The organism is Sphingobacterium lactis (assembly GCF_011046555.1).
Lineage (GTDB): Bacteria > Bacteroidota > Bacteroidia > Sphingobacteriales > Sphingobacteriaceae > Sphingobacterium > Sphingobacterium lactis.
In genome coordinates this window covers 1151315-1176523 of record NZ_CP049246.1, presented here as the reverse complement: position 1 = coordinate 1176523, position 25209 = coordinate 1151315, and the positions used below count along the sequence as shown (strand labels likewise).

General features: G+C 44.3%; 19 protein-coding genes. 9 read left to right on the top strand and 10 right to left on the bottom strand.

All coding sequences use genetic code 11. The features are described 5' to 3' along the window. Window positions 1-531 precede the first annotated feature (531 nt). Genes G6N79_RS05170 through G6N79_RS05160 form a run of 3 tightly spaced genes read right to left on the bottom strand, consistent with a single transcriptional unit; the run spans window position 532 to window position 6124 of the window. Complete coding sequence (locus tag G6N79_RS05170; RefSeq protein ID WP_103905431.1) at window positions 532-1392, bottom strand: DUF1735 domain-containing protein; 861 nt, start codon at window positions 1390-1392, stop codon at window positions 532-534. Window positions 1393-1403: 11 nt separating this feature from the next. Beyond that, window positions 1404-2978, bottom strand: coding sequence for a SusD/RagB family nutrient-binding outer membrane lipoprotein (locus G6N79_RS05165; RefSeq protein WP_103905432.1), 1575 nt, complete (start codon window positions 2976-2978; stop codon window positions 1404-1406). Window positions 2979-2989: 11 nt separating this feature from the next. After that, complete coding sequence (locus G6N79_RS05160; protein WP_200818760.1) at window positions 2990-6124, bottom strand: SusC/RagA family TonB-linked outer membrane protein; 3135 nt, start codon at window positions 6122-6124, stop codon at window positions 2990-2992. Between the two features lie 399 nt (window positions 6125-6523). Here G6N79_RS05160 and trmD point away from each other — a divergent pair, with 399 nt between their 5' ends. The 5 genes from trmD to dusB all read left to right on the top strand — a co-directional run bounded on the left by trmD (window position 6524) and on the right by dusB (window position 11395). Continuing rightward, complete coding sequence (gene trmD, locus G6N79_RS05155; protein WP_103905433.1) at window positions 6524-7201, top strand: tRNA (guanosine(37)-N1)-methyltransferase TrmD; 678 nt, start codon at window positions 6524-6526, stop codon at window positions 7199-7201. Between the two features lie 242 nt (window positions 7202-7443). Continuing rightward, entirely contained in the window at window positions 7444-8847 is a 1404-nt protein-coding gene (locus G6N79_RS05150; RefSeq protein ID WP_103905434.1) for an anthranilate synthase component I family protein, read from the top strand. Between the two features lies 1 nt (window position 8848). After that, window positions 8849-9421: an anthranilate synthase component II gene (locus G6N79_RS05145; RefSeq protein ID WP_103905435.1), complete on the top strand. Its 573-nt coding sequence runs from the start codon at window positions 8849-8851 to the stop codon at window positions 9419-9421. Window positions 9422-9448: 27 nt separating this feature from the next. After that, complete coding sequence (gene trpC / locus G6N79_RS05140; protein WP_103905436.1) at window positions 9449-10234, top strand: indole-3-glycerol phosphate synthase TrpC; 786 nt, start codon at window positions 9449-9451, stop codon at window positions 10232-10234. 165 nt (window positions 10235-10399) lie between these two features. Continuing rightward, entirely contained in the window at window positions 10400-11395 is a 996-nt protein-coding gene (gene dusB / locus G6N79_RS05135) for a tRNA dihydrouridine synthase DusB (protein WP_103905437.1), read from the top strand. Window positions 11396-11498: 103 nt separating this feature from the next. Here the strand turns inward: dusB and G6N79_RS05130 are convergent, their stop codons facing one another. From G6N79_RS05130 to G6N79_RS05120, 3 genes are read right to left on the bottom strand one after another with little or no spacing between them, the layout of a single operon-like run. After that, entirely contained in the window at window positions 11499-12992 is a 1494-nt protein-coding gene (locus G6N79_RS05130; RefSeq protein WP_103905438.1) for a lipopolysaccharide biosynthesis protein, read from the bottom strand. A gap of 1 nt (window position 12993) precedes the next feature. Further along, window positions 12994-13275 carry an acylphosphatase gene (locus G6N79_RS05125; protein WP_103905439.1) on the bottom strand — a complete coding sequence of 94 codons (282 nt, stop codon included), beginning with the start codon at window positions 13273-13275 and terminating at the stop codon, window positions 12994-12996. 33 nt (window positions 13276-13308) lie between these two features. Then, window positions 13309-14472, bottom strand: coding sequence for an amidohydrolase family protein (locus G6N79_RS05120; protein WP_103905440.1), 1164 nt, complete (start codon window positions 14470-14472; stop codon window positions 13309-13311). Between the two features lie 356 nt (window positions 14473-14828). Between G6N79_RS05120 and G6N79_RS05115 the strand changes: the two genes are divergently transcribed. The 3 genes from G6N79_RS05115 to G6N79_RS05105 all read left to right on the top strand — a co-directional run bounded on the left by G6N79_RS05115 (window position 14829) and on the right by G6N79_RS05105 (window position 18280). Beyond that, window positions 14829-17282 carry a TonB-dependent receptor gene (locus tag G6N79_RS05115; protein ID WP_103905441.1) on the top strand — a complete coding sequence of 818 codons (2454 nt, stop codon included), beginning with the start codon at window positions 14829-14831 and terminating at the stop codon, window positions 17280-17282. 202 nt (window positions 17283-17484) lie between these two features. Continuing rightward, window positions 17485-17943: a D-aminoacyl-tRNA deacylase gene (gene dtd, locus G6N79_RS05110; protein WP_103905442.1), complete on the top strand. Its 459-nt coding sequence runs from the start codon at window positions 17485-17487 to the stop codon at window positions 17941-17943. A gap of 10 nt (window positions 17944-17953) precedes the next feature. Continuing rightward, entirely contained in the window at window positions 17954-18280 is a 327-nt protein-coding gene (locus G6N79_RS05105) for a nucleotide pyrophosphohydrolase (protein WP_103905443.1), read from the top strand. Between the two features lie 11 nt (window positions 18281-18291). Here the strand turns inward: G6N79_RS05105 and G6N79_RS05100 are convergent, their stop codons facing one another. Further along, window positions 18292-19050 (bottom strand): endonuclease/exonuclease/phosphatase family protein, encoded by a 759-nt coding sequence (locus tag G6N79_RS05100; protein WP_103905444.1) that lies wholly within the window; start codon window positions 19048-19050, stop codon window positions 18292-18294. Window positions 19051-19114: 64 nt separating this feature from the next. On the opposite strand from G6N79_RS05100, the gene ggt reads away from it, so the two are divergent. After that, window positions 19115-20809 (top strand): gamma-glutamyltransferase, encoded by a 1695-nt coding sequence (gene ggt / locus G6N79_RS05095; RefSeq protein ID WP_103905445.1) that lies wholly within the window; start codon window positions 19115-19117, stop codon window positions 20807-20809. 332 nt (window positions 20810-21141) lie between these two features. Here ggt and cydB read toward each other — a convergent pair whose 3' ends face one another. The 3 genes from cydB to G6N79_RS05080 form a co-directional block, all read right to left on the bottom strand. Continuing rightward, a complete protein-coding gene (cydB, locus tag G6N79_RS05090) occupies window positions 21142-22218 on the bottom strand; it encodes a cytochrome d ubiquinol oxidase subunit II (RefSeq protein ID WP_103905446.1) in 1077 nt (358 codons plus the stop codon). Between the two features lie 6 nt (window positions 22219-22224). Beyond that, window positions 22225-23562 (bottom strand): cytochrome ubiquinol oxidase subunit I, encoded by a 1338-nt coding sequence (locus tag G6N79_RS05085; RefSeq protein WP_103905447.1) that lies wholly within the window; start codon window positions 23560-23562, stop codon window positions 22225-22227. Between the two features lie 312 nt (window positions 23563-23874). Beyond that, window positions 23875-25194: a DNA recombination protein RmuC gene (locus G6N79_RS05080; protein ID WP_234993160.1), complete on the bottom strand. Its 1320-nt coding sequence runs from the start codon at window positions 25192-25194 to the stop codon at window positions 23875-23877. Window positions 25195-25209: the final 15 nt, after the last annotated feature.

Sequence of the window (25209 nt, the reverse complement as noted above, 5' to 3'; positions counted from 1 at the left end):
TTGTCTCATAAATGTTAGTTAATTAAAATAAATTAGGCTTTGAACCGTTAAAATTTGTTAAACAATTACCAAATATAGTTTTTGATTAAATATTCAGCAAATAAAATATGATTAAGTTTAATTTTTAACAATTTATGACCATATAAACTGAATTAATAACTATTTATCAATAAATATGGGTATTCGTTGATAACTTGACTTATTTTAATAAGGAATTGTCGTTTTTTGATACACAAATGGGGTGCTTTATGCGGTGCTGGCGGGATGGTTTTAGGATTATGGGAATATTAAACCACTGTAAAGCGTGGGTTAATTCTGGAAATTTATTAAAAAATTGTTGGGAATTGTAACAAATCATTTTGAAAATACCATATTAACATATTTGATGCTTAAGGTTTCTTAAATCAATGCGAGCTTATATATCTAGTTTTGCAATAAGATTGATCGAGATATCCAAGTGCTTTGAATTTTTCCTGAAATAAAAAAGGGTTAGTAAAAATTTTACTAACCCTTTTTCCATTGTTATGTATTTTATCTAGGACCTATGTAGACGAATGTTTCTTCAAACGTTCTTCCACCATTACCCTGTTTCCAAAACACTGTAAGTGTTTTTGTTGCAGGATCGTATTTACTTCGTGTATCCTGAGGGGTTTGAACTCCCAAGGAAGGACATTCTACAGTAACCGCCATTGTTGCCGGGTCTACATTATAGAACACCTCATTAGAGTAAGATGCCAATAAACCAGGAGATAGTTTCACACGATTTGGACCAACGGTAACCAATTTTACAGTTGATTTTTTATTCGGTGCAAGGGAAGTATTTGCTGATGTTGAATAATCATACGTTCCATCGTACGGATTTTTTGCGCCGATATTAATTACGATATTACTAAAATTAGCTGAAATCTGACCTGCTGAGCTGGATGTAATTGTAAATCCCAAAGCATATGGCTTGTCAAATGTAAACTGATCTGGTTTTAAAGCAATTGGAATAATCGCAGTTCTTTCACCCTTTTTAATTGTGGCTTCCATTGAACCTAAAGCATATTGCGAAGAAGGAAGCGGTTCGTAATGCTCTTCATTTTCTTCATTGAATTTCGCCAACAGACTATTGTTCAGCGCAACGGCAACTTTAATGTCCTCAGTTGCCTTTTCAGCACCTACGCTCTGCACCTTCAATTCCAATGTTCCCGTTGGAGCAATATCGAAGGCCAATGAATAACCAGGAATAGTACTTGTTACACCAGTTGTGGGTGCCGACACATTTCCAAATTCGATAATATTGCTGATCGCCCCATCTGCATCTGGACCGATCAAATCTTTGTCCTTTAGACATGAGGACAAATTGAGTGTGATTGCAAATGCAAGAATAAATTTTATAATATTTTTCATGTCTTTTCTAATTATTTAGCCCAAAATATTTTTGACTTAAACTTATCTACTTCTGGCACATTAGCCACATTATATGTATACTCACTCAATGGGTAAAGAATTCGAGTAGGAAGTTTATCCGTAGTAGTTGCAACAGACTTTGATGAAGCAAAAGTATTATTTCTATTAGCCTCAGAGTTGGAACCTGTTACCTTTGGATAACCTGTTCTTCTGTACTCATTCCATGCTTCATGTCCAAACAAAGCATTGAAAGCAATGTACTTCTGCGTGATAATTGCTTCAAGCTTTTCTTCGTTCGAACTATTTAGTGAAAAATTGGCCAATTTAGACCCTGCGTTTTTAGCAACATAATCAACATAAAAAGCCTCTGCATCGGTTCCAGCAATCACTTTATCTGATTCATCCTTACGTAAATATTCGTAGGATTGCTTTACACCTTTTTTGAAGTATGCTTCCGCATCCCCTGACAACAACCCTTTTAGAACCGCTTCAGCTGCTAGGAAGGATGCTTCAGAAGCTAACATGATTGGTTGCCCAGCTTTGGGTCCTTTTACAGCACCATACCCACGGTAATTTGTCGCACTCAAAGTTCCAGTTTCCGGCTTAGTTAACCAGGCAGAAGGCAAATAACCAGTTGGCGGGTTATTTTCATATCCCAATTGATTTACATTAGTTGTTACACCATTGACAAAAATCAAATTGGCGCGTTCTTCGTCATCCAATTTAGTGCCGTTATAGAAAGCCATAAGGTAAGGTGTAGGAATATGGGCGTTTCCTGTTACGTTCGTTCCAGCAGCATTATATGCGTAATTGCCCCACCAAGGATTTTGTTTTCCATCTTGTTTAGAGAAACCAGGATTAACGATAGCATCATTATCCAAGACCCCTATAGAAGCATCAATTGTGGCGTTAGCAAAATTAACTTTACCCTGTCCTTTTAGTACCAAGCGTAATTTCAAGGTATTGGCAAACTTCGCCCATGAAGCTGAAGTACCCTTGAATAAAACATCAGAACTTTTGAAAGAAGATGAAGTACTTGCCGTCTTAAAATAGTTGATGGCTAAATCCAAATTCTTAGCTAGATCTATATAAATATCTTGTGCTTTATCATATTTAGGGTTCAAGATTTCATTTCCTTTTAACGCTTCCGAGTATGGAACATCGTTATAGGTATCAACCAATAAGGAGAAATTATAAGCTTTTAGAACCAATGATGCGAAATAATAATCTTGGTTTGCCTGATCTTCCTTGGTTTTATTAACGACATAATCAAAATCTGTGAGAATATCATATGTTGTTGACCAAAGGCCGGAATAATCTGCATTGGTAAAATCGTAATTTAACAATGTACCCCAGCCACTATATCCACCAGCATTGGCTCGGTAACCAACAAGATTGGAACCATAGATATGATAAGTGAGCATGGAGTTAGCCGTAGCTACCAGAGCCTGCGGCATCACTAAGGCCGGTGTAGACTCCGTTGGACTATTTGGGTTATCGTTTATATCAAGCGCTTTATTACAGGAACCAAGAAACATGGCGCCAACTAGAGCAAGTGATAAATATTTTGTTTTATTAATTTTCATGATTTGATAGCTTAAAGTGTTAATGAGAGTGTGAAACCAATGTAACGAGATGGTGGCGTTTGATTCAAGTTAGTCAAACCAATCGCATTACCATTTGAATTACCGTTTCCATCAGAATATTCTGGATCTGTATAAACATTCGTTTTTGGCGTCCATAAGAAAAGGTTTCTACCTTGAGCACTGATTTTAGCTGCCTTCAAAACTTTCTGTCCAGCTAAAAGAGATTTAGGCAAATTGTAGGATAGAGACATCTCACGAATCTTCCAGAATGCCGCTGATGTTACGTAAGTTTCATGGATTCCTGTTCTTGGGTTGGCCATGGACCAATAGTTGGCTCCCCCGTCATAAACCGTTACGCTTGTGTTGGCAACATAGGAATTAGTAGCCTCATCCCAATAAGAAGAATTAGGAATGATAAAACGTTCACGATCGTACGCAACAGTATTAATACCTGAACCGGAGAAATCAAATGACCCAGCACCTGCATTATAGATATAGTTACCTGTACGGTATTCCGCACTTGTATAAAAGGATAAATCTTTATAACTAACTGTAAAGTTCAAACCTAAGGTATGTGTAGGAAGTGCAGGACCGAAATTAATATTACTTTCAGTTGCTGATGGATAACCGGTAATACGATCTACAATGATTCTACCTTGATCATCACGCTTGTAACCTTTACCCATAATAATTGGGAATTTTTCACCCGCAACAGCATATGATCCGGCTCCAGATGCATAAGCACCTAAGTTTAGGATATCTAGATCTGATGAAATAGATTCTACACGGTTGTCAATATAAGTAAAGTTACCACCTAAGCTCAACTCCCAATCTTCAGTTCTGACAGGAATGACATTTAATCTGGATTCGATACCCTTACCAGTAGTTGTTCCAGCATTCACTAAGTAAGAACTGTAACCTGTTGCCCAAGAAATCCCTGTTGGCACGGTATTGTCAGTTGTTCTATTATTGAAATAGGTAATATCAGCTAAAATTCTGCTATTCCACCAAGCAGACTCAATACCAAACTCAATTGTTCTTGTCATCTCAGGTTTTAAACCAGCTTGCACTACACGGTTTGAGATGGTGTGTCCACCCACTCCGTTATGAGGATAACCAGATCCTTGGCTGAATGTTGGCAATAACGAATATGCGCCAAAGTTTGTTGAAGAACCTAAATTCACCTGTCCCACTTTTGACCAACTTCCTCTAAGTTTCAAATAATTTAAAGGTTCCCAATCTTTCAATGCATCGATTGCATCCGAAGCCACAAAAGACAAAGATGCTGATGGATAGAAGAACGATCGATTTGCTGGATCGAGGATCGAAACCCAATCATTTCTTCCAGTAACGGTTAAGAAGAGATAATTTTTATAGGCAACATCAAGTTTTCCTGTTAAACCAAATAACCTTGACATATAAGAAGCTTGACTAGCAGAAGGGTTGTTCAAGGAGTTACCTAAATTATAGATTTCAGGTACAACTAAACCACTAACTCCAGCTGACATGCCCGAATATTGATTTTGAACATATTGAAATAATGCTGTAAAATCTACCTTAAAATCACCATATGTTTTCCCAGCATGCCCAACAAAGTCAGAGACAATGCGCGTATTGTAGCTGAAGCCATCCGTAACTCCACCTAAAATATCCGTTCCTTTATAAGAACCTTGAGGTTTCGCATAATCACTGAACTTGTAAACCCCAGTTGTATTTTTGTAAGATGCATTTTGTGTGGTCATACCTACACGACCCATAAAATCCAACCACGTCAACGGTCTGAAATTCAATTCAACAACTCCAGAGAAATAATCATTTCTCGTATGCTGACGATTGTTCTCTGCTAAGAAGTATGGGTTTTGATAGTATGCATTGTAATATCCGCTTGGATCAGAAAAAGGATCATTTTTCCAATCCTTATAATTTAAGATCGGAATCTGTCCAGGAGATTGCAATACCGCATCATAAATTCCGCCATTAACACTTGTTTGATTATATCTATTTTGAGCGTAATAAGCATTATATAATACTTCAAATTGGTCGTTTAACTTTCTTTGACCATTGACACGAGCGGTTGCTCTATTATATTTATCGAAAGGAACAGTACCAGTAGATCTTAAATATTGACCTGAGAATCTAAAAGAGCTAGCTTCTGTTCTGTTTCCTACAGACAAATTTGTCATATTGGTGATACCAGTCTGCCAGAATTTATCTTTATCACCTGACCAAGAGAAAGGTACTGTTTGAATGGATCCATCCTCAAGAGGCTTACCAATTTGTAACATTGAGCCGTCAAAAGCTGGTCCATATTGCTGGTTTTCATAAGGCGTATACACTTGGATATGCGCATCTGCACCAGAACCGAATCTTTGCTGAACCTTAGGAAGGAATACTACCTCTTCAAAATTAGTAGTGTGATCAAGTACCACTTCCATCCCTGAAGATGTTGGACCTCTTTTAGTTTTGATGACCAAAGCTCCATTCGATGCTTGAGAACCATATAGCGCCGCAGCATTTGCCCCATTAAGAACTGTAATATCCTCAACATCATCAGCATTTAAATTGCTCAACATGGATGAAGGTGAAATTACGTTGTCAATTACGATCAATGCCTCGTTATTTCCAGTTAACGAACGCATACCACGAAGCATTACGCGATAGTTAGGATTCACACCTGATCCAACCCCTTGAACTGTCAAACCAGCGACTTTACCGGTTAAACCAGTCACCACGTTGGTTGGTCTTCCTTTTTGTAAATCTTCTGACTTAATGGTCGTTTGAGCTGCCCCTAATGCTCTTTTCGAAGCTGTCAAACCTGCACCGGTTACCACTACCTCATCCAATGTGTTCTCATTGTTAATCAAAGTCACATTGTAGATCGACTGCGAACCAACTTGTACTGTTTGGCTCTCAAACCCGATAAATCGAAATTCAAGTGTAGCTCCGGAAGAAGCTGTAATGAGATAATTTCCGTCACCATCAGTTTGAGTCCCCTGATTAGTGCCTTTCAATAACACTGAAGCTCCTGCAATAGCAGAGCCATCAGTTGATGAAGTCACTTTACCCCTAATCTGACGGTTTTGCGCGTAAGCTACACCTACAAGCATAGCTAACAGCAAAAACATGCTGAGTAATTTTTGTTTCATGTTTGTTGTTTTTAGTTAATAAATATTGGTTTTTACTCTGGCTAATGTGTTAATAATTGTTAAACCGTTTCCAAATCTATAATTATGATGCATTTGTTACAAAAAAAATGCAAAAATATTAGTGATATATTGAAATTATATTAATTTGATAACTTATAATAAAATCATTTATAATTAACATTGGTTTAACATTAGCTTAAACTTGAGAAGAAGAATCAATAATTAGAACTATTAATTTTAAAGAACAAAACAGCATAAAAACGAAATGTTATAATTAAACACGCAAATGGAATGTTGTTTATATGGTTACAAACACAACCAATATCTAAGTAATAATTAATCACATTTCCAGACTTTTATTTATTTCACCGAATTCTAAAAAATCAGATACCTTTGCATATGCGTTTCGATATCATTACCGTACTTCCTCAGTTATTGGATAGCCCCTTTGCCCATTCAATTTTACAAAGGGCACAGAAAAAAGGGCTCTGTGAGATCCATGTACACAACTTGCGTGATTATTCCAGCAACAAACAAAAATCAGTGGATGACTACCCTTATGGCGGTGGATCGGGCATGGTGATGCAGATTGCTCCTTTTGCGGCGTGCATCGAGCACCTGCAGGCTGAGCGAACCTATGAGGAGATCATTTATATGACACCAGACGGTCAGACCCTCAACCAGGAAATTGCAAATGGGATGATTTCGGCAAAAAACGTCATCATTCTCTGCGGGCATTATAAGGGGATAGACCAGCGCATCCGTGACATTTACGTCACGAAGGAGATTTCAGTGGGAGACTACGTGCTGTCGGGCGGAGAGCTACCGGCTGCTATCCTGGTGGACGCCGTGGTCCGGCTAATTCCAGGTGTCCTATCGGATGAAACGTCCGCCCTGAGCGACTCCTTTCAGGACGGCTTGCTGGATGCACCCATCTATACCAGACCGGTGGATTGGAAGGGACACAAGGTTCCCGATATTCTCCTGAGCGGACATGAAGCAAAGATCACCGCGTGGCGCCACGAACAGCAGCTTGAGCGGACGAAAGCCCGCCGGCCGGATTTGTTAAATGACTAATGAACCTCTTGAATCATTGCTTTTTTCACAAATTAAATTTGAATATTCAATTTTTCTATTAATTTTGTCATATTATGACGACAACAAATCAATATACTAACCGTTGGTGGCTTCTGACTAAATAAGTCGGGAGGGTGGTATATTTTAGATAAAAATTTTTCATAATCAACCAAAACCACTGAATGGTAGCCCGACGAACACGTCGGGCTTTTTTTATTTTTAAACAATTTTAAACGACATATATGAGTTATAATTTCAAGACGAACCATAAACAGATCCTGGCCGATACGACAACCCCGGTCAGCATCTACCTTAGGCTTCGGGACACTTTCCCCAACAGCCTACTTTTGGAGAGTTCGGAGTACCAAAGCAGGGATAACAACATCAGTTACATCTGTTGTCAACCCATTGCAGGGATCGTCCTGGAAAATGAAGGATTGAGCATTAACTTGCCGAATCAAGCAAAAATCAGCAAACCTGCCGAAGGCATCAACCTCCGCGAAGAGGTATCCAACTTCCGCAAGAACTTTACCGCTGATAAAGTCGACGCGGTCAATGTCATTACGAGTGGATTGTTCGGCTATTTCACCTTTGAGGCCGTAGAATACTACGAAGATATCACCCTAACCGCAGAAGACAACCCCAAACGCAGCATACCGACCCTGCAGTACCACATTTATAAGTACGTAATCGCAATCGACCACTTCCGGAACCAACTCCATATTTTCGAAAATCTACTGGAAAATGAGGAAAGTGACCTGGATCGGATGCAATTCCTCATTCAGAACAAAAACTTCCCGGAATATACGTTTCAGGTGAAAGGCGCCGAAACCTCCAATATGGACGACGAAAGCTTCCGCCAGTTGGTCAACAAGATGAAGGAACACATCCAACGTGGCGATGTTTTCCAGATTGTACCATCCAGAGCCTTCCAGACCCCCTTCGCGGGTGACGAATTTAACGTTTATCGGGCATTGCGCTCCATCAACCCCTCCCCTTACCTGTTCTATTTTGATTATGGTGATTTTAAACTCTTCGGATCTTCCCCAGAAGCGCAATTGACCATCAAGAGCGACCTGGCGAGCATCTACCCCATTGCCGGCACCTTCAAAAGGACTGGAAACATGGAGCAAGATGAGAAAATTGCCGAAGAACTGAAGAACGACCCCAAGGAAAGCGCAGAGCATGTGATGCTGGTAGACCTGGCGCGTAATGACCTCAGCAGGCATTGTACGGCCGTTCAGGTAAAATCTTACAAAGAGGCCCAATATTACTCACACGTTATCCATTTGGTATCTAAGGTTACGGGAACCCTAAAACCGAACACCAATCCGTTTGACGTCGTGGGCGACACTTTCCCGGCGGGAACCCTATCTGGTGCTCCAAAACATATGGCGATCACACTGATCGACCGGTACGAGGGATTGCAGCGTTCCTTCTACGCGGGAGCGATCGGATTTATGGGCTTCAATGGGGATTTCAACCATGCCATCATGATCCGATCTTTCCTGAGCAAGCAAAACGTGCTACACTACCAGGCCGGTGCGGGCATTGTCCTGGATTCCGATCCAGAAAAGGAGCTTCAGGAAGTTAACAACAAAATTTCTGCCCTTCGCAGAGCATTAGAATTAGCAGAGCAAATTTAAAATGAGCAAACCCATATTAGTAATCGACAATTACGATTCATTTACGTATAACCTGGTTCATCTCTTGCAGGAACTGGGACAAAGTTACGAGGTAGTCCGGAATGACAAGTTCGACCTTTCCTATGTCGCGCAATTTGACAAGATCCTCCTATCGCCGGGCCCTGGGATTCCGGAGGAAGCGGGCCTATTGCTGGACGTGATCCGCACCTATGCACCGACCAAGAGCATTCTGGGAATCTGTCTGGGCCAACAGGCCATTGCCGAAGTATTCGGCGGGAAACTGTACAATATGCCCAAGCCGCTGCACGGGGTAGCGACTGGCATCCAGGTGACCGAACCTGATGAGCAACTTTTCCAGGGCTTTCCTGCAGATGCCAAAATCGGAAGGTACCACTCCTGGGCGGTAGAATCATCAAATCTGCCGGATATTTTGCAAGTAACCGCCATTGACCCGGACGGGGTGATCATGGCCCTACGCCACAAAGATTATGATGTGAAAGGCATGCAGTTCCATCCGGAATCCATATTGACGGACAATGGGAAAATCCTCCTCGCCAACTGGATCAATGCGTAAATTATCACCACCTATTTTTAGAGTATTATGACCATATTAGATAAAATTGTAGCCAGAAAAAAAGAGGAAGTTGCCGATGCTAAGCGTAAGGTTGCCATCGAAGAACTGGAAAATATGCCGTTATTCTCGAGGAGTTGCTACAACTTGCGGGAGAGTGTCCTGGATCCCAATCGCAAGGGCATCATTGCCGAATATAAGCGCGCCTCCCCTTCCAAAGGCCTGATCAACGGGGAATCCACTGTCCAGGAAGTCGTTCAGGGCTATCAACTAGCCGGCGCATCCGCCATATCGGTTCTGACCGACCTGGACTTCTTCCAGGGGAACCTACAGGACCTATTGGCCGCGCGCGATGTGTTACACATCCCACTTTTGCGCAAGGAATTCATCGTCGATACCTACCAGATCGCCGAGGCGAAAGCGTATGGTGCAGATATTATCCTGCTGATTGCCGCCTGTTTAACACCTGAGGAGGTGAAATCCCTTTCGGAATACGCCAAATCTCTAGGGCTGAATGTGCTATTGGAAGTGCACAACGAAGAAGAATTACAGCAGAATCTATTTGACAGCATCGATGCCATCGGTGTGAACAACAGGAACCTCAAAGATTTTACGGTATCCCTGGACCACTCCTACGATTTGGTGAGCAAGATTCCAGCGCGGTACATTAAGGTTTCCGAGAGCGGTATTTCCGATCCAGCTACAATCAAAGAACTGAAAGCTGCAGGATTCCACGCCTTTCTGATCGGTGAGAATTTCATGAAAACCGATGATCCAAGCGCCGCCATTCAGGAATTTGTGGCCGCATTGGTTTAAAACTATTACAACCAAAAAAAGGATGACCACTGGTCATCCTTTTTTTGTACAACACCTTTTTGGAATGTCATATAAATGGTAATTTCTCCAGTTAGGATCCACAGATCGGGAGCACATTTTACAGAAAACCATTTATTCCGTACCTTTGTCAAAATTTTGAACAGCATGTCCGTAAAAATAGGTGAACATATTGATTTAGGGGAGTTTCCATTGTTGTTAGCTCCAATGGAGGATGTGAGTGATCCACCTTTCCGTTTTGTCTGTAAACAGAATGGGGTGGATATGATGTACACGGAATTTATTTCTTCGGAGGGTTTGATCCGCGATGCGGCCAAATCCCGTCAGAAGTTGGATATTTTTGAATACGAGCGCCCGATCGGCATCCAAATTTTTGGTTCCGACATCGAGCACATGCGACAATCTGCTGAAATATGCTCTGCTGCACGTCCGGATTTGATCGATATCAACTACGGGTGTCCGGTTAAAAATGTAGCCTGCCGTGGTGCGGGCGCTAGCCTGTTACAGGACATCGATAAGATGGTGGCCATGACCAAGGCCGTAGTGGAAGCAACAGACCTGCCCGTTACAGTAAAAACCCGTTTAGGTTGGGACGACAACACGAAGAATGTGTACGAGGTGGCGGAACGCCTGCAGGATATCGGGATCAAAGCCTTGGCCATCCATGGCCGCACGCGTGCCCAGATGTACAAAGGACAGGCAGACTGGACCATGATCCGTGATGTAAAGCGCAATCCACGCGTGAAGATTCCTATTTTTGGAAATGGAGATGTCGACTCGGTGGAGAAGGCAGCAGCGTGGCGCCAAGAATATGAGGTGGACGGTATCATGATCGGCCGTGCATCCATCGGCTACCCATGGATATTCCGCGAGGTTAAACACTTCTTCAATACTGGAGAGCATCTGGAAGGGCCAACAATTGCCGAACGTGTGGCTGTCTGCGAAACACACCTCACCAAGTCCATCGAATGGAAGGGCGAGAAAACAGGGATATTTGAAATGCGCCGGCATTATGCTAATTACTTCAAGGGGATTCCAAACTTCAAGGAATACCGCATGAAATTGGTCAGCCTAATGGAAGTTGCCGATATCCACGAAGTGCTTCAGGAAATCAAGCATAACTTCGCTGAAGAAATCGCTTAATATAACTTATTGCATATTTAAACATAAAAAGAGGTCCTCATGCAGCAGCATGAGGACCTCTTTTTATGGGTGGTACAAAAGCCAAGAGCTCAACGCTGAGCCATTACCTTCTTTTGATAATCTTCATTAAGGATCCCTTCTCCAAGTAAGCAATGCCTGCCAGGAAAGCGATTAGCAGTAGATTACCGATCCAGAAATTGGCCTGATAGGCCAATCCCGATATTACGATCCCCGCCAATAGATACAGACCGATTTTCTTGGCATCATAGGGGATGCTGTAGTTCTTCTGACCCCAAACATACGAAAGCCCAACCATGACCACATAGGTTGCCGTAGTGGACAGCGCAGCGCCCCAATACGAATAGGTCGGGATTAACATAAAGTTCAATATAATCGTAATGATTGCGCCGATTCCCGAAATATACAGGCCATATCGGGTCTGATCCGAAAGTTTATACCAAACGGAAAGGTTCATGTATATACCCAACAGGACATAGTTAAAAAGCAGTACCGGAACAATAGCGAGTCCGGACCAATAGACAGCCTGCTGGTCTTCGCTGCCGCGGATAAACCCTTTCAACCAATCCACATTGGCACAAATTCCTACCATCACAATGACCATGGCGATTACAAAGTACTCCATGATCAGGGCATAGGTTTTGCGGGCATTCTCATTCTTTGCGTAGGAAAAGAAAAATGGCTCTGCTCCCAAACGGAAGGCCGTCACAAAGAGTTGCAGGAATACGGCCAATTTCGCGACCGCGCCGTATACCCCCAGATCCTCTTCACCCTGCTCACCGGTCAGCAACCTCGGGAACATGATCTTATCCAGGTTTTCGTTGATGATGAAAGAAATATTTGCGATCAGGATGGGAAAAGTATAGGCCATCATATCTTTCAACAGCTTTCCATCAATTTTAAACTTAAAGGAGAGCAGTTGCGGAAGCACCAGGAATAAAGTGACCACACTGGCAATCAGATTGGAGATAAAGACATTACCCAGCCAATTCTCCCTAAACCAGCCGGCGCTGAAATTCCGCCAAAACTCGGAACCTTTGTTCCATTCAGGCAACCAATACAGGAGAAAAAAGTTGAAGCCCACAAAAATAAGGATGTTCAACACTTTGATAAAACCATAACGCTTTGCCTGACCTTCCGCCCGCAATTTTGCAAATGGAACCACGGCAATGGCATCTGCTGCTAAAATAACCGCAAACAGTTTCACATAACTTACGTAATCCTGTATCTCCTGTGCTTCTCCCCGGCTCAGCCAATGCGCAATGGGCTCCGTAAACGTAAAGGCCGTCAGCAGGAAGAGCGCCGTCGTAATTAAGGTAATGAAGAAACTGTTGTCGAAAACCTTCGATCTATCGCCTTCCACTTTTTGCAGGTAGCGGAAAAAAGTGGTTTCCATCCCAAATGCCAGCACGGCATTCACCATGGAGGCTATGGCGAAAAGATTGGTAAAGACCCCGTAAATCGACGCTTCGAACTTGCGCACGAAGAACGGCGTAAGTATGAAATTCAGCATGCGCGACAGGATGGTCGTGAAACCATAGATTACCGTATCGCTGACAAAACGCTTAACTACCGACACCTTAATTTATTTTTTTAATGACCTCAAAATTCTTGAATCCTTGCAAGACATCCACCTCCTGATACTCTACGCTCTCCACCATGGCACCCTCGGGACCCTCTTGGCAAAACTCCAATAACGACTCGAGGCCGAAGGTATTCCCTTCTGCCTCGATATATACTGAACCATCAGGCTTGTTCATCACAAATCCCTTCACGCCCAACTGATCGGCTACTGCCTTCGTGGAAGCTCTGAAGAAAACCTTCTGAACCTTGCCTCGTACCTGAATATTCCAATGTTTCATGGATACAAAGGTAAACTATTCAATGTAATTTAACTACCTAATCCGTCGTACCTTCACGTTTGGAGTCAACTTGAAGGTGTCCATACCTTCCAATAACACCAAGCCTGGCTTCTTGCCAACTTCAAGGGAGCCCAATTCGTGCTCCAGGTTTAGCGCCTTTGCGCCATTCAATGTGGCCCATTTGATGGTCTCGTTGAAATCCAACTCAGGGAACTCTTGGTGGATAACCTTCAGCTCCTCCAGAATATCCAAGGTATCATTCGATGCCAAGCTATCTGTACCGATGACGATCTCATGGCCACCAAGCATAAAGTTATCAATCTTTGGAACACGGTTCTCTATGTATAGGTTCGCCTTCGGACAGAAACAGAAGTATACCTTACGCCCCATGCGATCCACAAAGTCAAGGTCCTTAATGGATGTATAGGTATTGTGCACCAGGATCAACTTGTTCTTGGTCGGGATGTATGGCAGGAAAGACTGCAGCGAGTTACGGGCTTGCGCTCGGAAATCCTCGACATTCATGTTCATTTTCTTGAAGAAGTCAAGGAACTCGCCTTTCTTATAACGGAATAATTTATTCTCTTCATCACTTTCCTGATTGTGGATACTGATGATGTTATCCTCTGACACCGCTTTCTTCAACGTCTTGAAAAGATATTTTGAACAGGAATACGGTGCATGGGGCGTAATGGACGAATGCTTGTAATCAAAGTGGAATTCGATTTCCTTAGCATTGTCTACCCGAGTAGCCACATCATCCTTATTGACAGCCATCACCTCAACGAAAGTATGGTAAGTAATGGGGCTGTTTTCCTTAACCTTTGCGGACACGGCAGAGTTGACATGGTCCCCAACGGCTTGGATTCCATTTTTGTACATGGTCTTATCCGCCTCTTCCATAGCTTTTTCCAATGAAGCTTCATGCTTTCCCCGTTCATTGATGACCGCGGAAAGGAAAGCTGGCAGACCCGTATGCTGTGGCAACTGCCCAACCATATGCGACAGTTCGATATGGCAATGCGTATTGACAAAACCTGGAATCAACGCTCCTTTAAAAGTCTCAATCAATTGATCATCAATCTCTCCGGGATTGTAAACACCTTGTACAACTCCTTGGTCATCCATTGCTACCACGCCCTTTTTAATGGCAGGTCCTACAATTGGAAACACAACATCAGCAGCATAATACTTCATATAGATTAAAGTTCCGTTTTATTAAAAGTTAGTGTATCATTTTGAGTCGTTTAGCGACTTACGGGGCAAATTACAAAAAAAATAATTTAGTTTAACTAATAAAATAATAATTACGAATTTGTTACACCAATATTTCCATTTTGATTTCATTCGCGAAAAACATACATTTGCGCTATCTATTAGGGGTGCCTTGTTGAAAGAACACAAAAACAGGCTGAGATTATACCCAGTGCCACCAAAATAGGGTGCACATACCTGATCTGGATAATGCCAGCGTAGGGAAAAGGGCGGTTAAATAATACGTGTTGTAACCCCTTGCAACATGAAAGTTTAACTCATTAAATATCTATTTTATCATGATCAACAAGCTTTTGGCTACTATAGCCTTCTGTTTGCTCGTACAGTTGGGCCTCGCTCAACATCAACTTTCTGTGCAGGTAGTGGACAAAAATGGCCAACCTGCCTATCCTGCATCACTTAGCATCAATGGAAAATCCACGAAAACGGATAAATCCGGGAATGCAACTTTCCAAAATCTTGAAAATCAAACATATAACTTAAAAATTTCTTTTATTGGTTACAAAGAGGAAATATTAGCCATTAACCCTGCTCAGCAGCCCCAACTTCAGGTTAAATTAAGTGATGAAATTATTGCGTTCGAGGAGGTGTATGTAACAGCGACGCGTGCTAAGGAAAATGCCGCAACAACATTCAAGACCCTGAACAAGGAAGAAATCCAGAAGGTCAACCTCGGTCAGGACATTCCCTATCTGCTGGATCAAACACCCGGCGTAGTCATCGGTTCGGACGCCGGAGCGGGTATCGGCTATACCAACATGACCATTCGCGGATCGGATAGTGAACGGATAAATGTCACGCTAAATGGTGTGCCGCTGAACAATCCGGAAAGCATGGGCTCCTTCTTTGTGAACCTCCCGGATTTCGCATCCAACACCGAAAGCATTCAGATCCAGCGTGGTATCGGTACATCAACCAATGGGCCTGGTGCATTTGGCGCTTCCCTGAACATTCAAACCGATGCACTCGAGGCCAGCCCCTATGCCGAATTCAATAACAGCTACGGCTCATTCAACTCCTGGAAAAATACTTTGAAAGTAGGATCCGGATTGCTGCATGGCAAATATGCATTCAATGCACGATTGTCCAGGATTTCATCCGATGGCTATGTGGAACGCGCATCTTCGGACCTTAAATCTTTTTATGTAGATGGCGGTCTCTATACAGACCAACATACCCTAAAAGCGACACTTTTTTCTGGAAAGGAAAAGACCTACCAGTCTTGGTACGGTTTGGCGGAACCACTCTTCACCGGAAATAAGGAACGGATTGACGATTATGCAGGTAGCCTAGGCCTTTCGGGCACCGAATTGGACCGCTTCCTTCAAGGCGATCGACGTTATAATTATTATACGTACGACAATCAGACGGACAATTATACCCAGACCCATGGTCACCTGAACTACACCTTCCGTCCGAATGAAAAAATGAACATCAACACCGCCCTTCATTATACACGCGGTGCAGGATATTACGAAGAATACCGACCTGGGGACGACTTAGGCCATTACGGCATCCCCCCTGTCATCCATGCGCCAGATACCATCAACAATTCCGATCTAATCCGTCGCCGTTGGTTAGACAACCACTTCTATGGCTTGACCTACTCGCTGCAATACCGTCCAAAAGAAGGCCTCGACCTGACCTTTGGCGGCGCATACAACCAATACAAGGGTGACCACTATGGCGAAGTCATCTGGGCCAGGTATGCGTCTGATAGTGAGATCAACGAAAAGTACTACCTGAATAAATCCACCAAAAACGACTTCAACTTTTATGCGAAGGCCGATTACCGGATGGAAAATTTCCTGTTCAATATCGACGTCCAATACCGCAACATCCTGTATAAGGGAAAAGGCGATGACGATAAGATTAAAGGACTGGACTTTGAGGATAAGCTGAACTTCATCAACCCAAAACTGGGGCTTACCTACTTCATCAATCCGAGCAGTAATGTATATGCCTCTTATGCATTTGCAAGCAAAGAACCGACACGGAACGATTATGTAGAAAATCCGAATGGGGAATTCCCAAAACCGGAAAAGATGCAGGACATCGAAGCTGGATACCGGTACAGAACAGAAAACATCCAACTTGGCGCCAATGTGTATGCCATGCTCTATAAAGATCAGTTGATTCCTACAGGCGCAATCAACGATGTGGGTGCTGCCCTGCGTGTCAATATCGACAAAAGCTACCGTATGGGTGTAGAGTTGGACGGAAGCTGGGAGATCCATCCCAAGTTCAGATGGAGCGCAACAGCTGCACTGAGCAAGAATAAGATCAAAGATTTTCAGGAGAGCATCCCAGTATATGATGACAATTGGTCCGTGGTCAGCAGTGAGATCATCACGCACAAAAGTACCGACATTGCCAAATCACCGGCGGCTGTCCTGTCGAACAATTTCACATTCCAAGCTACCGACGACCTGGCTTTTAGCTTCTTGAGCAAGTACATTTCCAGAATCTATCTGGACAATACCTCCGCAAAGGAACGCAGCATTGGCTCTTCCTTTGTCAACAATGTGCAAGCACGGTATACCTTTGCGGCATTCGGCATCGAGAAGATTGACCTCAACCTGATGGTGAACAACATCTTCTCCGCGAAATACGCGACATCAGGTTATACCTACAGTATGATCATGGAATCCACGGGCAACCGCGATTTCTATAATTTCTATTACCCACAGGCCGAAGTGAATGCCATGCTGGGTCTCAACATCAGATTCTAATCTTAATTAGATAGTAGTGTGACTTCCCCTTCCGGCTCGTGGAAGGGGATTTTTTGTTTTCTACATATCGCATTCAGCAGGCTTTTACCCGAATAAACAGATAAGGTTAGCCTTGCCCATGTATTTAGATTACGAAAAGCAGAACAGTTAAATTGCCGAAAACGACCGCAAAAAGGTATTTTCTAGTTATTTTAGAGCCAATATGCGAGCAGTTATTCAACGTGTCACACATGCATCCTGCACTGTGGACAACGACATTACCGGAAAGATCGAAAATGGACTATTGGTACTCCTTGGGGTTGAGGAAGAAGACAGTGCCGAAGATATGAAATGGCTGGGCCAAAAGCTGGTGAACCTACGGATATTCTCCGATGAGCAGGGACTTATGAACAAGTCTGTTCAGGACATCGATGGAAACATCCTACTCATATCGCAATTCACGCTCTTTGCCCAGACCAAGAAAGGGAACCGTCCATCTTTTATTCGCGCGGGAAAGCCGGACCTTGCGAAACCCATGTATGAAGAAATGGGCCGATACCTGAGCGAACTGTTGGGCAAGGAAGTACAAATGGGTGTTTTCGGTGGTGATATGAAAATAGACCTCCGCAACGATGGTCCCGTGACCATCATCATGAATACCAAGGACAAGGACAATCATTAAGCTGAAAAAAATGACCATAGAAGAAGCACAGAACCTCGTCGATCAGTGGATAAAAACCACCGGCGTACGATATTTCAACGAATTAACGAATACAGCCATGTTGATGGAGGAAGTGGGCGAAGTTGCTCGGATCATGGCTCGGCAGTATGGCGAACAATCCTTCAAGAAGTCGGATAAAGAGGTCAATCTGGCGGACGAAATGGCGGATGTACTATTTGTACTGATCTGTCTGGCCAACCAGACCGGCATCAATCTAACCGAAGCTCTGGAAAAGAATCTCGAGAAAAAGAGCATCCGCGATGCCGATAGGCATAAGAACAATGAAAAGCTGCGCTAATCCGCGACCTATCAATTAAATGCTATTTCCGCAACTAACGGAAGGTGGTCCGAAGCATACGTTTCGGCAATCACGCGATAGCTGATCCAGGAAAACTTCATATTGTTCAACACCATGATGTAGTCGATTTCATTTTTCGGATTCACATTTGGGGAAGTTGGTTTATTGTCCTTTGTATTGCGCACGAAATATTGCTCAAGCAGTTTGATGGGCTTTGAGTTCGGCTTTGCATTCAGGTCGCCTACCAAAATCAGTGGCTTGCTATACAGCTCCCCCAGTTCATTGATGAATGCAGCTTGTTCTATCCTGTTTTCTTCCTTAAGGTCCAAGTGTGTATTGGCTAGGGAGATGGTCTTTCCATCCGGCAACTGCACATCCACAATGGCGAGCGAACGATTTTCACTGGCAACAGGCATTGGCAGGTCATACCGGCGCTTGCCGACGATCTTGTGCTTGCTCAGGATCAAGGTACCATAGTATCCTTTTTCCAAATTGATGCCCTTTGAAAAATAGTACTCCATGCCGGTCAGCTCGGCGAGTTTCTCCGCTTGGTTCATCATCTCCGATCGCGACACCAAGATATCCACTTCCTGGATCCCTACGATTTCCGCTCCTGATTCATTGATTACCTTCGCAATGGCATTGATATCGATTACGCCAGGCTTCGAAGGGGGATTAGCATGGTGGATGTTATAGGTTAGGATTTTGACCTTCTGTGCATGTACCGAAAGGGCCAAGAAAAGGCATACGAAGAGGCTAAATATCCGCATAGGTTAAATTTTTATTCAAGTTAAATATATTCATCTAATATTACCAAATTATTATCTTAGCGAGATGAAAAAACCTAACTTACTTTATTTATTCTTATTCGTCATGCTACTGGGTTCCTGCTCGGTGCACCAACAATCTGCTAGTGAGCAGGATGTATTCAATAACGGTGCAGTTGTGACGGCCCATCCACTGGCATCCGAAGTGGGTGTTGAGATTTTAAAAAAGGGCGGAAATGCGGTGGATGCGGCGATTGCCGTAAAATTTGCGCTAGCAGTTGTCTATCCAAATGCGGGGAATTTGGGCGGAGGCGGCTTCTTGGTCTATCGTGGAAGAGATGGTTCCGTAGCGTCCCTGGACTTCCGTGAAAAAGCGCCGGGAAAGGCCAGCCGCGACATGTACCTGGATAAAGACGGCAATCCTATAACCGATCTTAGCCTGTATGGCCAATTGGCATCGGGTGTACCAGGATCGGTAGCAGGCATGGATGCCGCCTATAAGAAATACGGCACCCTGCCTTGGAAGGACCTCGTTCAACCAGCAATCGACCTGGCAGCAAAAGGATTTCCGATTACGGAACAGCAGGCCGGCGAATTCAACAGATATAAAGCACGATTCCAAAAATATAACCCCAATGGTGCCGCCATCATTCGCGATACGGAGTGGAAGGCTGGCGATAATTTTGTCCAAGCGGAACTTGCCCAAACCTTGACCCGCATTGCGGAGCAAGGTCGAGATGGCTTCTATAAAGGGGAAACCGCAGCCTTTATCGTGGCTGAGATGAACCGTGGAAACGGTATTATCAGCTTGAAGGATCTGGAAGATTATCAAGCGGCGTGGCGTGATCCCATTGTTGGTCAGTATAAGAACTACAAGGTAATTTCGATGCCTCCCCCGTCCAGCGGCGGTGTGGCATTAATGGCATTATTGCAATCCGTGGAAAAGTACCCACTAAAAGAATGGGGATTCCAGAGCGACAGCACCATCCGTGCGATGGTAGAAGCGGAAAGACGCGTCTATGCGGATCGCGCAACGCACTTGGGCGATCCGGACTTTTACCGCGTACCGGTCGCGAACCTGACGGATGCCAAATTCAACCAGGAGCGCATGGCTAAGGTCAGCTTAGCGAAAGCAACCCCTAGCGATGCCGTCAAGGCAGCGAAATTCCCGGGCTATGAATCCGAAGAGACGACCCACTATAGCATCGTAGACAAGAATGGAAATGCCGTATCCCTGACCACGACCATCAATGGATCCTATGGTTCTTGCGTGTGGGTGGATGGCGCAGGATTTCTCCTCAACAACGAAATGGATGATTTCTCCGTAAAACCGGGCTCTCCAAATATGTACGGTCTATTGGGCGGTAAGGCCAATTCCATTGCCCCTGGAAAACGCATGCTGAGTGCGATGACACCGACCATCATCGAAGAGGATGGGAAGTTGAAAATGGTCGTGGGTACGCCTGGAGGCTCAACCATTATCACCTCTGTATTCCAGACGATCCTGAATGTCCTTGAATTTGACATGACAGCGCAGGAATCGGTGAGTGCAGCACGCTTCCACCACCAATGGCAACCTGATCGCATTGATGTGGAAGAAAAGGCAATTGATGCAAAAACCCGGCAGAGCCTAACCGAAGATGGTTATACCATCCATAAAAGAGGACCTATCGGCCGCGTGGAAAACATTGTTATCCTTAAGAATGGAAAACTCCAAACTGGAGCAGACCCGCGTGGCGATGACAAGGCTGCGGGCTACTAGTTTTTGAGATGTGAGATGATAGATTTGAGATGTGAGATAGAAAACGGGCGGAAGGATTGAGTCATTATGATTAATAACACAACATCTCATAGCCATACATAATGCCTGAACTAGGGCAACCCCAGAGGGGTGTAACTATTTTAGCAAAGGCCCTAGCATAAAATTGCCCCGCCGCCCCATTTTTTGGTTTGCTTCAGCAGACCAAAAAATGGGGCGGCGAGGCTTTTGTCGATATGGAGGACGTAGCTATTTTATCCCCTTGGATTGATTGGCGGATAGATGGATAGCTATTCGGTGGTAATTTGTACCAAAACCCGTAGCACGAGCTCTCCTTAATGTTCGCCGTAGCCGACGTCATCCAATTTTCCGCGGAAGACCCGGAACTGGATAATGAAATAGATAATCACCAACAGCAGCGCGATCACAAACCAGTACACCCCTACCGAAAGCTCATAGTCCGCAGCGGCCACATTATAAATGGTCAGGGATGGGTTTACAGTGTTTGTGGAAGGCAGCACGTTTGGAAACAGGGATGCCACGGTCGTGCCGAGACTCCCCAAGATAAAGAGGGTGGAGAACATAAAGCCCATACCATCTTTTTTGAACCGTCGGATCCAAAACTGGCCGATGAGTCCAGTTGCCGCAATAGCGGGAAATATCCAGAGCCATGCATGGGCAAAAAGATTGTTCAGCGGAAATGGCTTTACATGCTCCCACAGCCAGAACGTCAAAATGACCAGGATGGCCAGTGCAATATTGATCTTAAATATGGCGGGTTTTAGCCGTGCATTCAAGGATGAGGACGATTTGAGGATGACCCAATTGGCACCGTGGATGGTCAAGGTCAGTACGGATACCAAACCGATCAGGATGGTGAACCAATCGATGATGCCGTGGGATTCCGCCATCGGATCCAATGTGGGATTCCAGAGCTCCAGAAAGAAATATTGAGGCTCGACAGTGGAAACCCCATTTTCGACCATTCCCAGGTTAACGCCACGGACAACATTGCCCAAGGCAGCACCAAAGAACAGTGCCAAACAGAGGCTCGCTATACCGAATGCTGTTTCCCAGAACCGCTCCCACAGGCGGTTGTGAATCTGTCCGCGCAACTCAAGACCTACCGCCCGGAAAATCAGGAACCACAAAACCAGCATCAAGGGCAGATAGAACCCACTGAATGCCGAAGCATACAATGTAGGAAAGGCAAAGAAAAGGACTCCACCTGATGCAATCAGCCAAACCTCGTTCGCATCCCAGAACGGACCAATGGAATTGGTCACCGCCTTGCGTTCCTCATCGGTCTTCGCAAAGAAAAGATGCACAATACCGGCACCAAAATCATAACCATCAAGGATGACATAGACCCCCAGCATAACCACTAAAACTATAAACCAGAATAATTCCATAGCACGTTATTTTAAAGCAACTTTTGTTTCCGGACCTTTTCTAATAATCTTCAAAACCAACATCAGGAACAGCAAGCCCAACAGGAGATAGAGCCCAACGAATCCCAATAGGGTAAACAGGGTATTCCCAGAAGATACCGTTGGCGAGATCCCGTCCACCATCCGCATCAGGTTATATACCAACCAAGGCTGACGCCCTAACTCCGCAGTGTACCACCCTGCGGTATTGGCGATATATGGAAAAGGGATCAAGAACATCATGGCCCAGAGAATCCACTTGGTATCGTACAGCTTTTTGCGCCAGAGCAGGAAGGCCGCAATGGCCATCACTGCAATAAAGATCGTACCGAGGCCGGCCATAATGTGGTAGCTGTAGTACAATCCCGGGACATTCGTGGGATGTATGCTTTCGTCAAATTCGTTCAGCCCCTTGATCGTGGCATGCCAACGCTGATAGGTCAGGAAGCTGAGCACATTCGGCACTGCAATCTTATTATCCAATTTCTTATTCTTCATATCCGGCTGACCGATCAGAATGATCTCAGCCCCGCCATGCTCGGTTTCAAAGATCCCCTCCATGGCGGCAAATGTGACAGGTTGATATTTCACGACATTCTTCGCCACCAGGTCCCCAGTGGGGAAAGCAACGGCAACAGATGATATCAAGCCAAAGATGACAGCCGTTTTCAGGAAGATCTTGCCGTATTGCTGATGCAGGTTGCTGAGCAGGTAAAATGCGCCAACTCCCGCCATAAAGAAAGATGCCGTAATCAGGGATCCAGCTTGGTTATGGAGGTAAGATGGCAATAGCCACGGATTATTGAACAGCGCGCCAAAGTTATTCAGTACGAACTTTCCGTTTTCCAGAATTTCGTAACCTACGGGGTGCTGCATCCAGGAATGGGTCGCCAAGATTAGGTAACCCGAAGCCCAGGACCCCAGGAAGACCAGAAATCCCGCAACAAAGTGGAGCTTATGACCAAGCAACTTCTCCCCAAAGAGAAACATGCCCAGAAAAGAAGATTCCAAGAAAAAGGAAAACATCCCCTCCATCGCCAGCGTCTGCCCAATGATTCCTCCCGTCAATTCCGAGAACTTGGCCCAATTGGTCCCAAACTGAAATTCCATCGGAATCCCTGTCACCACACCCATCGCAAAGTTCAACGCAAAAATTTTCATCCAGAACTTCGACGCATCGTTATACACCACGTTATTGGTTCGTAGGAATTTCCACTTGAAGTACACAATCATGAGCGAAAGACCCATGGTCAATTGCGGAAAGAGGTAATGAAAGGTAATGGTAAAAGCAAATTGCAGACGATTGTAGAGAATCATGTCTTCCATAATGCACGAGTTTAGCGAGATTCAACTTATGCTTTAAAGGTAGCTAATAGATTTGAGATGTGAGATATGAGATGTGAGATAGAAATCGGGATAACCAACTTTTAGATGTGAGATGTAAGATGTGAGGTATGAGATAGAAAACGGGCAAACTAAACTTTAATTGTGGCAAGTGAAAGGTGAGATGTGAGATAGAAAGCGGGAGAAATGCTTGAGATAATAAGGGACATTTTTCAAAAAAGTCAAATTGACCCCAAAAAAAAGGCGACTAATAGCCGCCTTAATATCTCAAATCTCAAATCTCACATCTAATATCTATTCGAGGTACCTATCCCCGATTTGCTTATTGGCTTTGGCGCCGAGGGTTTTGAGCTGTTCCACCTTGCGGATTACATTTCCGGAGCCTGAATTCAGTTTTTTCATGGCATCGGCGTGCTTGTCAGTGGCTTTTTGGAGGATCTGTTCCAATTGCTCCATATCGGAAAGGAAGCCTACAAATTTATCGTAGAGCAGTCCTGCTTCCTTGGCAATTTCGAGCACATTCCGGTTCTGTCGCTCCTGTTTCCACACACTCGCAATGGTCCGTAGGGTAGCCAATAAAGTGGATGGACTGACGATGACGACCCTTCTATCCCAGGCGTCGCTGAAAAGTTCTGGTTTATGATTGACCGCTAGGCTCAGGGAGGATTCTATCGGGATGAACAGCAGAACGAAGTCCGGCGATTGAATCCCGTAAAGTCGGTGATAATCTTTGGCAGAGAGTTCCTTAACGTGGTTTTCGATCGATTGCACATGCTGCTTCACAAAGAGCTGACGATCTTCATCCGTATCCGCATTGACCGCACGTTCATATGCGATCAAAGATAACTTGGCATCGACCACCAAATGCTTTTCATCTGGAAGGTAGATGACGGCATCCGGCTGGAATCGTCTTCCCTCCTCATCGATCAAGGCATGCTGTAACCGGTATTCCTGATCTTTCAGCAAGCCCGATCGCTCCAATACCCTTTCCAAGATAACCTCTCCCCAATTCCCCTGCTTCTTATTATCCCCTTTCAGCGCCTTAGCGAGATTATTGGCTTCGTCCTTGATCTGCATACTCTGCTGCATCAATTGCTCCACCACGCCCTTTAAAACGTTCCGCTCCGATGATTCCTGTTGGTAGGTCTTCTCCACCTTTTCCTCAAAGGTTTTGATCTTCTCCTTCAGTGGATCCAGCACCTGCGCCATCTGTTGCTGGTTCAACTGGGTAAATTTCTGCGATTTCTCCTCCAGGATCTGGTTGGCAAGGACCTGGAATTCGGCATTGAACCGAGACCGTAGGTTTTCTAACTCTTCCTTCTGCTCGGTAAATTTTTCCTGTTGGGCCTGCAGATAGGCATTGGTCGCTTCCAGACTGCGCTCCAGCGATTGCTTGGCAGCGGTTTCGAAACGCAGTTCTTCTTGAATCCGGTCCTTTTCCGACTGCAAAAGCCTGTCACGTTCCTGCATCTTGGCGTATGCGATCTGCAAATCCTTCACTGCATCCTGCTCTTTCTGAAAGGCCTCCTTGGACACAGCCTGCCCATTCCGCCAGATAAAGTATGCACAGATGAGTACCAAAAGGACTACGATCAAGGGGTATAGGATCTCCAAATCTATCGTGTTAAC

Bases quoted from the DNA above. Each gene is read 5' to 3' on its own strand.
- G6N79_RS05170 (WP_103905431.1), bottom strand. From the start codon at position 1,392: ATGAAAAATATTATAAAATTTATTCTTGCATTTGCAATCACACTCAAT.
- G6N79_RS05165 (WP_103905432.1), bottom strand. From the start codon at position 2,978: ATGAAAATTAATAAAACAAAATATTTATCACTTGCTCTAGTTGGCGCC.
- G6N79_RS05160 (WP_200818760.1), bottom strand. From the start codon at position 6,124: ATGAAACAAAAATTACTCAGCATGTTTTTGCTGTTAGCTATGCTTGTA.
- trmD (WP_103905433.1), top strand. From the start codon at position 6,524: ATGCGTTTCGATATCATTACCGTACTTCCTCAGTTATTGGATAGCCCC.
- G6N79_RS05150 (WP_103905434.1), top strand. From the start codon at position 7,444: ATGAGTTATAATTTCAAGACGAACCATAAACAGATCCTGGCCGATACG.
- G6N79_RS05145 (WP_103905435.1), top strand. From the start codon at position 8,849: ATGAGCAAACCCATATTAGTAATCGACAATTACGATTCATTTACGTAT.
- trpC (WP_103905436.1), top strand. From the start codon at position 9,449: ATGACCATATTAGATAAAATTGTAGCCAGAAAAAAAGAGGAAGTTGCC.
- dusB (WP_103905437.1), top strand. From the start codon at position 10,400: ATGTCCGTAAAAATAGGTGAACATATTGATTTAGGGGAGTTTCCATTG.
- G6N79_RS05125 (WP_103905439.1), bottom strand. From the start codon at position 13,275: ATGAAACATTGGAATATTCAGGTACGAGGCAAGGTTCAGAAGGTTTTC.
- G6N79_RS05120 (WP_103905440.1), bottom strand. From the start codon at position 14,472: ATGAAGTATTATGCTGCTGATGTTGTGTTTCCAATTGTAGGACCTGCC.
- G6N79_RS05115 (WP_103905441.1), top strand. From the start codon at position 14,829: ATGATCAACAAGCTTTTGGCTACTATAGCCTTCTGTTTGCTCGTACAG.
- dtd (WP_103905442.1), top strand. From the start codon at position 17,485: ATGCGAGCAGTTATTCAACGTGTCACACATGCATCCTGCACTGTGGAC.
- G6N79_RS05105 (WP_103905443.1), top strand. From the start codon at position 17,954: ATGACCATAGAAGAAGCACAGAACCTCGTCGATCAGTGGATAAAAACC.
- G6N79_RS05100 (WP_103905444.1), bottom strand. From the start codon at position 19,050: ATGCGGATATTTAGCCTCTTCGTATGCCTTTTCTTGGCCCTTTCGGTA.
- ggt (WP_103905445.1), top strand. From the start codon at position 19,115: ATGAAAAAACCTAACTTACTTTATTTATTCTTATTCGTCATGCTACTG.
- cydB (WP_103905446.1), bottom strand. From the start codon at position 22,218: ATGGAATTATTCTGGTTTATAGTTTTAGTGGTTATGCTGGGGGTCTAT.
- G6N79_RS05085 (WP_103905447.1), bottom strand. From the start codon at position 23,562: ATGGAAGACATGATTCTCTACAATCGTCTGCAATTTGCTTTTACCATT.